7 protein-coding genes are annotated in these 7,720 nt (G+C 64.5%); 6 read left to right on the top strand and 1 reads right to left on the bottom strand.

Going from position 1 to position 7,720, the window contains the following annotated elements; all coding sequences use genetic code 11:
• Positions 1–174 precede the first annotated feature (174 nt).
• Positions 175–1,365: a M24 family metallopeptidase gene (locus NKI61_RS19135; protein ID WP_352840284.1), complete on the bottom strand. Its 1,191-nt coding sequence runs from the start codon at positions 1,363–1,365 to the stop codon at positions 175–177.
• 362 nt (positions 1,366–1,727) lie between these two features.
• Here NKI61_RS19135 and NKI61_RS19130 point away from each other — a divergent pair, with 362 nt between their 5' ends.
• The 6 genes from NKI61_RS19130 (at position 1,728) to NKI61_RS19105 (ending at position 7,711) form a co-directional block, all read left to right on the top strand.
• Positions 1,728–3,332 (top strand): ABC transporter substrate-binding protein, encoded by a 1,605-nt coding sequence (locus NKI61_RS19130; RefSeq protein ID WP_352537065.1) that lies wholly within the window; start codon positions 1,728–1,730, stop codon positions 3,330–3,332.
• A 270-nt stretch (positions 3,333–3,602) separates the two neighbouring features.
• Positions 3,603–4,589: an ABC transporter permease gene (locus NKI61_RS19125; RefSeq protein ID WP_352840282.1), complete on the top strand. Its 987-nt coding sequence runs from the start codon at positions 3,603–3,605 to the stop codon at positions 4,587–4,589.
• Positions 4,586–5,416, top strand: a complete 831-nt coding sequence (locus NKI61_RS19120) for an ABC transporter permease (protein WP_023743090.1) — start codon at positions 4,586–4,588, stop codon at positions 5,414–5,416. The genes NKI61_RS19125 and NKI61_RS19120 overlap by 4 nt, the downstream gene beginning before the upstream one ends.
• The gene (locus tag NKI61_RS19115) at positions 5,413–6,423 is read left to right on the top strand and encodes an ABC transporter ATP-binding protein (RefSeq protein ID WP_023743089.1); all 1,011 of its coding nucleotides are present in this window, start codon (positions 5,413–5,415) and stop codon (positions 6,421–6,423) included. Before NKI61_RS19120 ends, NKI61_RS19115 begins: the two co-directional genes overlap by 4 nt.
• Positions 6,420–7,205 (top strand): ATP-binding cassette domain-containing protein, encoded by a 786-nt coding sequence (locus tag NKI61_RS19110; protein ID WP_286440123.1) that lies wholly within the window; start codon positions 6,420–6,422, stop codon positions 7,203–7,205. Before NKI61_RS19115 ends, NKI61_RS19110 begins: the two co-directional genes overlap by 4 nt.
• Entirely contained in the window at positions 7,202–7,711 is a 510-nt protein-coding gene (locus NKI61_RS19105) for an L-2-amino-thiazoline-4-carboxylic acid hydrolase (RefSeq protein WP_023743088.1), read from the top strand. Before NKI61_RS19110 ends, NKI61_RS19105 begins: the two co-directional genes overlap by 4 nt.
• Positions 7,712–7,720: the final 9 nt, after the last annotated feature.

Here is a 7,720-nt window from a genome sequence, read left to right as displayed (position 1 = left end):
CGGACGCATAGGGGGAGAGAAGTGTCACCTATGTATCCGGTTCAAAGTGTTACCCATCTATCGGCTGGACAGCTCTCATCGGCGATTTCGCCAATCGCCCGAGCTGCCTTCTTCTCCCCGTTCTACGGGGAGAAGGTGCCGGCAGGCGGATGAGGGGCGGCGCCGGCCTTCGTTCTATAAAGCCCCACCTCTATTCCAGCCCCGCGCCCGATCCCCAAACATCACACATCCCGTATCCGTCACCGCCAACGTGTCCTCCAACTTGATGAACCCCCGCGTCGGGTGAAGCATGGTCGTCTCCACCGACAGCACCATGTTTGTCTCGAGCGGCTTGGCGGCATAGGTGCCTTCATAGGTCACCGGATGGTTGGTCATCAGGAACGGAGCCTCATGCGTGATCAGCCCCATGCCGTGGGCGAAGAAATCCGTGTAGGGCGCGACCTTGGAGGCCTTCAGCACGCCCTCGGCATGCGAAATCATATCGCCGCCGACGGTGCCTGCGCTCACCTTCGAGAACGCCGCCTGCTGCACTGTCTCGACCTCGGCCAACAGATCTTCCAGTTCGGCATCCGGTTCGCCCAGAATGCCCATGCGGCAGAGATCGCCAATATAGCCGTGATAATTGCCGCCGGAATCGATCGACAGCACTTCGCCCTTTTTCCAAGCCTGCAGTGACGCCGCGCGGTTGTGGCTGGCGCCCAACGTCAGCAGGCAATATTCGAAATGCGCGCCGCGATTGGTTTCCTCACGCCGCAGCTGCTCGATGATCTCCGCCTTGGTCGTGCCTTCATGCGCCCACTGGATGGTCGCCAGCATGGAATCCGTGATTAGCTCGGAGGCAATACGCAGCTTTTCCAGCTCGGCGTCCGTCTTGATGGCGCGCATGCTCTCCAGCATGCCGGTCGCGTCGATCAGCCTGGCATCCGGTAACGCCCTGCGGATCAGCGCATAGGCGTCCGACGGCAGGAAGGCCGGCTCGATGCCGATGCGGGCGCCTGCCTTGCCGATCTTGCTGATGTGCTCAACCGCAAGATTGGCAGCATCGAGCGTGCCCCAGCAGGCGGCATGCAGCGTCGGCGTCCAGAATGGGTTGTTCTGGTGCTCGGCGCCTTCCATGCGGTTGCCGATATAGGCGGCATGATCGGGCCCGCCCTTTTCATAGAGGACGATAGGCAGGTAACGGCTATGGCCGATCGCATCCATGGCGGCAAAGAAGATGAACTTGTAGCCGCCAAGCAGATACTGCGTGTTGTGCTTGGAGGTCGCGAGCAGAACATCGATGCCGGCCTCTTCCATCAGCCGGTCGACCCTCGCCTGATCGAACGGGATATTGCTGACGGCGCTCTTGCCCGGGGCGATGTTCATCTTTCTCTCCCTGATATCAGTGGGATCGCCGGCCGTACTGCGTCCAATCCCTTGGCTTCGATCAAATCTGCACCATTTCGTTAACTCTGGTCCAGCCAGAAACAGGTTAGATTGCTTCGGCAGGCTGTCACCACTCGTCATTGCTGCACACTAAGGCAATCTGGTCCTACCAGAATACCAGAATGAAAGGGCCACCTCTAAACTGGTCCAGCGGACGAAAATTTCAAAGCCAAGCAAAGATGCGCCAATTCCGTCTCTGGCGAAACCCTTGGCAAGGGCCATAATCGCCGCGAGGATGCTGGCGGGTGCCGCCAGCTTCGAGGGGTGCGCCCATCTGGTCGCGGAGAGGACGGAGGTTGATCATGTCGGATATTTCCAGACGCACGCTGCTTGGCGGCTCAGTTTTACTGCTGGCCTCCACCGCCATGCCCACATTCAGCTGGGCGCAGACGCCGAAGAAGGGCGGCCGCCTCGTGCTTGCCGCCGATTCCGAGCCGCGCAACCTCAATCCGGCCATCGTCGCCTCCAACGGCGTCTTCTTCATCTCCAGCAAGATCGTCGAAACGCTGGCCGAAGCCTCGTTCGAAGGCAAGGACGGACTGGAACCCCGCCTTGCGCTCTCCTGGGAAGGTGCTGCCGATGGGCTGTCGGTGACCTTCAAACTGCGCGACGGCGTCAAGTGGCATGACGGCGAGCCGTTCACCTCGGCCGACGTCGCCTTCTCCGCGCTGCAGATCTGGAAACCGCTGCAAAATCTCGGCCGCACCGTGTTCAAGGATCTGGCCAGAGTCGACACCCCTGACGATCTGACCGCCGTCTTCAAATTCGCCAAGCCAACGCCGTTCCAGCTGATCCGCAACGCGCTGCCGGCGCTGTCAAGCGTGGTGCCGAAGCACATCTACGAGGTCGGCAAGATCGAGGACAACCCGGCCAACAATGCACCCATCGGCACCGGGCCGTTCAAGTTCGGCGAATACAAGGCCGGCCAGTATTACAAGCTGACCAGGAATGCGGATTACTGGGCCAAGGACGAGCCGTATCTCGACGAGATCATCTACCAGGTGCTACCCGACCGCACGTCGGCTGCAGCGGCGCTCGAGGCCGAAGAGATCCAGCTCGCCGCCTTCTCCGCCGTGCCCCTGGCCGACCTCGACCGCATCTCCAAGGTGCCGGGCCTGAAGGTGATCTCCAAGGGCTATGAGGGGCTGACCTATCAGCTCGTCGTCGAGATCAACCATCGCCGCAAGGAACTGGCCGACGTGAAGGTCCGCCAGGCGATCGCGCATGCCATCGACAAGGACTTCGTCGTCAAGACGGTGTTCCTCGGCTATGCCGCCACCGCCACCGGCCCGGTGCCGAAGAACGATCCGCAATTCTACACTGCCGACGTGCCGATCTATCCATTCGACGTCGCCAAGGCCAACGCATTGCTCGACGACGCGGGGTACAAGCGCGCCGATGACGGCAAGCGTTTTGCGCTGAAACTCCTGCCGGCACCCTATTTCAACGAGACCAAGCAGTTCGGCGACTATCTGCGCCAGGCGCTGGCGGCAATCGGCATCGACGCCGTGATCGTCAACAACGACTCGGCCGCGCACATCAAGGCCGTCTACACCGACCACGCCTTCGACCTCGCCGTCGGCCCGCCGGTGTTCCGCGGCGACCCGGCGATCTCGACCACCATCCTGGTGCAGAGCGGCATTCCCGACGGCGTGCCGTTCTCCAACCAGGGCGGCTACAAGAACGCCGCGCTCGACGCGCTGATCGCCAAGGCTTCGGAGACGCTGGATACGTCAGCGCGCACCGACCTCTACAAGGAATTCCAGAAACAGGTCGCGGCGGACCTGCCGCTGATCAACGTCGCCGAATGGAGCTTCATCAGCGTCGCGCGCGAGACGGTGGGGAACATCGCCAACAACCCGCGCTGGGCGGTTTCGAACTGGGCGGACACGTATTTGGAATCGTGACACATTTGCGCGGATGAAAGTTCGCAAAGAAATTGGTGTGAAGGCATGGCGTAGGGCCGCGTTTCGTCACACCCCCCTCTGTCCTGCCGGACATCTCCCCCGCAAGGGGGGAGATCAGCAGCTTCGCTGTCGCGTACATTCGGCATCGAAGACTGGCGAAGGCAGAGGCGACATCCAATCTCCCCCCTTGCGGGGGAGATGTCCGGCAGGACAGAGGGGGGTGCCTAGACACCGCACCTCTCCCGACTGGCGTAGCGCTATGCCTTTCCCATGACCCGCGCCCTCACCCTCATCCGCCGTCGCCTCGTCGGCAGCATCTTCGTGCTGCTGATCGTCATCATCGGCACATTCCTCCTCCTGGAAGCTGCCCCCGGTGACGCGGTCGACGCCTACATCGTCTCGACCGGCGGCGACGCCGGCATGATCGAATTGCTGCGTCATCGCTGGGGCCTCGACCAGTCCGAGCTGACACGGCTCGCGAACTATCTCTGGGCGCTGCTGCATTTCGACCTCGGCCAGTCCGTTACCTTCTCGCGGCCAATTCGCGATGTCATCCTGGAACGCCTGCCGACGACACTGCTCCTGATGGTGACCGCCACCGCGCTCTCCTTCGGTTTGGGCTCGGCGCTCGGCATCTACGCCGGCGCCAGACCCGGCAGCTTTCGCGACCGCTTCCTGTCGATCGGCTCGCTGGCGCTTTATGCCGTGCCGGGTTTCTGGCTTGGCCTGGTGCTGATCGTCGTCTTTGCCGTCGACCTGCGCTGGCTGCCGATCGGCGGCATCGAGAGCCTGGCCTCGGACAAGACCGGTTTTGACCGCGCCACCGACATCGCCGTCCACCTCGTCCTGCCGGTTTCCGCGCTCGGCTTCATCTATCTCGCGCTCTATCTGCGCATGATGCGCGCCGGCATGGCCGAGGCGTGGCGGCAGGATTTTGTACTCGCCGTCCGCGCCAGGGGGCTGTCACGCCGCCGCATCGTGCTCGCCCATGTCGCCCGCAACGCGCTCTTGCCGCTGGTCACCATGTTCGGCCTGCAATCGGCGCAGATGCTGGGCGGCAGCGTCGTCATCGAAAGCGTCTTTGCCGTGCCCGGGCTCGGCCGGCTGGCGCAGGAAGCGGTCGCCTCGCGCGACACGCCGCTGCTGCTCGGCATCATCCTCACCAGCGCCGTCCTCGTCATTGCCATCAACCTTGCAGTCGACATCGCCTACGCCTTCCTCGACCCGCGCGTCGGCGCCAGTGAGGCCAGCGCGTGAGCGCGCTGCCGCGGTTCCTGCGCCGGCCGGAAGCGGTCGCCGGCGCGATCATCCTGGCGCTTCTGTTCGCCATGGCGCTGTTTGCGTCGCTGCTCTTCCCCGGCGACCCGCAGGCCATTGCCGGACCAGCACTGCTGCCGCCGTTCCAGGACTGGTCGCTGCCGCTCGGCACCGACCGGCTCGGCCGTGACGTGCTGGCCGAACTGTTCCACGGCGCCCGCACCTCGCTGGCGGTCGGCCTGGCGGCGGCGGCGGCGGCACTCTTCGTCGGCGCGGTCGTCGGCACGCTGGCCGGCTTTGCCGGCGGCCTTGTCGACGAGGTGCTGATGCGCATCACCGATGCCTTCCAGACCGTGCCGAGTTTCCTGCTGGCGCTGGCCTTCGTCAGCGTCGTCGGTCCGTCGCTCGGCATCGTCGTCGCGGCAATAGCGCTCGGCGCCTGGACCGGGCCGGCGCGTGTGGCGCGCGCCGAAGTGCTGTCGATCCGCGAACGCGATTACGTCGCCGGCGCTCGCGTCATCGGCATGCATCCGCTTGAGATCGCTTTTCGCGAGGTGTTGCCCAACGCGTTGCCGCCGGTGCTGGCCTTGTCCTCGGTGATCGTGGCGGCCGCGATCCTCACCGAGGCAGCGCTGTCCTTCCTCGGCCTCGGCGACCCCAATCGCGTCACCTGGGGCGGCATGATCGCCGAGGGCCGCACTGTGCTGCGCACCGCACCCTTTCTGTCGATCGTTCCGGGCATTGCCCTGGTACTGACCGTGCTCGGTATCTATCTCGCCGGCGAATGCGTGGTGGAGACGACGGCGGTGCGGAGGAGCCTGTCGTGACCGCACTGGCTGAGATACGCGATCTGTCGGTGCGCTATCGGCGAGATGGCAGCGAGGTGACGGCGCTGAAGGGGGTCAGCCTGGATGTTATTGCCGGCGAGCGGCTGGCGATCATTGGCGGAAGCGGTTCGGGCAAGAGCACGCTGGCGCTGGCGGTGGCTGGACTGCTGCCGGGGTCAGCCAAGGTTAAGGGAAGGATCGATTGGTTCCTGAGATCTACAGGAGAGGCAGGCGTCAAGGCACCCCCCTCTGTCCTGCCGGACATCTCCCCCGCAAGGGGGGAGATCAGCAGCTTTGCCGACGGCTTCCCTTCTGCAACGTTCGTGGTTGGCGAAGGCGGAGATGAGAGAGCAATCTCCCCCCTTGCGGGGGAGATGTCCGGCAGGACAGAGGGGGGTGTGACGGAACGCCGACCTCTCAAATTAACCGAGCCCAGCACGCTCCCCCTTCCCGGCCGCGACATTGGTTTCGTCTTCCAGGACCCCTCCGCCAGCCTCGACCCCGTCATGACCGTCGGCAAACAGATCGCCGAAGTCGCCTGCACCCACCTCGGCCTCGACTGGCCGCAAGCCTACGCCAAAGCCAAAACCCTGCTCCAACGTGTCCGGCTGCCCGACCCACAAACCGCCATGCGTGCTTTCCCGCACCAGCTCTCCGGCGGCCAGAAGCAGCGCGTTGCTATTGCCGCAGCCATTGCAGCCGGTCCGAAACTGCTGATCGCCGATGAGGCGACCAGCGCGCTGGACACCATTGTGCAAGCCGAAATCGTCAGCCTCATTCGGCAACTGGTGGCGGAGGACGGCATGACGCTGCTGTTCATCAGCCACGACATCGCGCTGGCCGCCGAACTCGCAGAGCGTATCGCTGTATTCCGGAACGCCGAACTGATCGAACTCGGCCCGACGGAGCAAATCATAAACGCCCCGCGCCATGCCTATACGCGAACGCTGCTCGACGCCCATCTCGGCCTCGACGCCGATCCGCTGCTACGACGGGCGCCGGCATGAACTTGCTCACCGTCTCCGGTCTTACCAAGCGATACCGTCGTGGCGGCAAGGCCATCGCGGCCGTCGACGGTGTCTCCTTCGCCATCGAACCCGGCGAGACGCTGGCGCTGGCCGGGCGCTCCGGCAGCGGCAAGTCGACGATCGCGCGGCTAGTGCTTAGGTTGATCGAGCCCGACGCCGGCACCGTCCAGTTCGAAGGCGACGACTTTCTGCTCTTGAAGGGTGCGGCCCTGCGCACCAAGCGCGCGCGCCTGCAAATGGTGTTCCAGGATCCGCTCGCCGCGTTCAACCCGCGCGCCACGGTGGCTCGCGTGCTTGACGATCCCTTGCGCATCCATGCCATCGCTTCCCGCGCCGAGAGGCCGGCCCGCATTGCTGCCTTGCTGGATCGCGTCGGGCTGGCAGCCGATCTCGCCCCGCGCGCCATTCACGAAATCTCCGGCGGCCAGCGACAGCGCGTCGCCATCGCCCGCGCCATCGCGACCAAACCGTCGCTGATCGTGCTCGACGAGGCGGTGTCGGCGCTCGACGTTTCGGTCCGCGGACAGATCCTTGCGTTGCTGCTCGACCTGCAAGCCAGGGAACGGATCGCCTATCTCTTCATTTCGCATGATCTCGGCGTCGTACGGGCCATCGCCCACCGCGTCGTTCTTCTCGATGCCGGGCGGATCGCCGAGAGCGGCGACGCCCGCAACGTTATCGACGCGCCGCAGTCGGCAATCGGCAAGGCGCTGGTTGCGGCGGCGCCAAGATTGGACAGAAGCAGCAGGCAAGTACCATGACCGAACCAGAAGCCAGAGCCGAAAAACTCTCGCGCGAACTCGATTCCGCCTTCCGTAACCGCGCCGATCTCTACCGCCTGTTTCTCGACGAGCTGACCGGCGAACTCGGCGCGGAAAAGGCCGAGGCGATCATGATCCGCATCATCGAGCAGCGCGGCAAGGAGGTGGCGGCGGCCGCCTTCGCCCGTTTCGGACCTAACGACGCGCCGGCCATCGGCGAGGCATTTTTGGCCGTCAGCCCGGATGGCGGCCTGATGTATCCGGCCGATGTCGAGCGCGGGCCGGACCACATCGCCTTCAAGGTGAAGCGTTGTCCGCTGAAGGACGCCTGGGTCGAGGCCGGTGTCGGTGATGAAAAACTCGCCACGCTCTGCCGCATCGCCGGCGCTTTCGACCGTGGTCTGTTCAAGGCAACGGGCGTGCGCTTCGACAATGTCACCTGGACGCCGGGCCACGGCCCCGGCTGCTGCCACATCGCGCTGACCAACCGGGATGCCGCCGGATAGCCAATGCTG

This window comes from Mesorhizobium sp. M0514, assembly GCF_040321145.1.
Taxonomy (GTDB): Bacteria; Pseudomonadota; Alphaproteobacteria; order Rhizobiales; family Rhizobiaceae; genus Mesorhizobium.
The sequence above is the reverse complement of the archived record's forward strand: the minus strand, read 5'-3'. Positions and strand labels throughout refer to the sequence as shown.